The organism is Jeotgalibacillus sp. ET6, from assembly GCF_029667115.1.
GTDB lineage: Bacteria > Bacillota > Bacilli > Bacillales > Jeotgalibacillaceae > Jeotgalibacillus.
In genome coordinates, this window is the sequence record NZ_JARUIU010000149.1 from 1 (window position 1) to 260 (window position 260).

The window sequence follows — 260 nt, forward strand, 5'->3', positions numbered from 1 at the left end:
CGTATCGAGATCCCTGGCTGTTCCCTGTGTATGGGTAACCAGGCGCGTGTAGCAGACGGTGCGACGGTGGTTTCCACCTCTACCCGTAACTTCCCGAACCGTCTGGGTACTGGCGCGAATGTCTTCCTGGCTTCTGCGGAACTGGCGGTTGTTGCGGCGCTGATTGGCAAACTGCCGACGCCGGAAGAGTACCAGACCTACGTGGCGCAAGTAGATAAAACTGCCGTTGATACTTATCGTTATCTGAACTTCAACCAGCT

General features: G+C 55.8%; 1 protein-coding gene. It reads left to right on the plus strand.

Annotated elements, in window-relative coordinates; genetic code table 11:
* Positions 1-30: 30 nt before the first annotated feature.
* A partial coding sequence (locus P6709_RS20070) for an aconitase family protein (protein WP_278242659.1) occupies positions 31-260 on the plus strand: 230 nt, incomplete at its 3' end.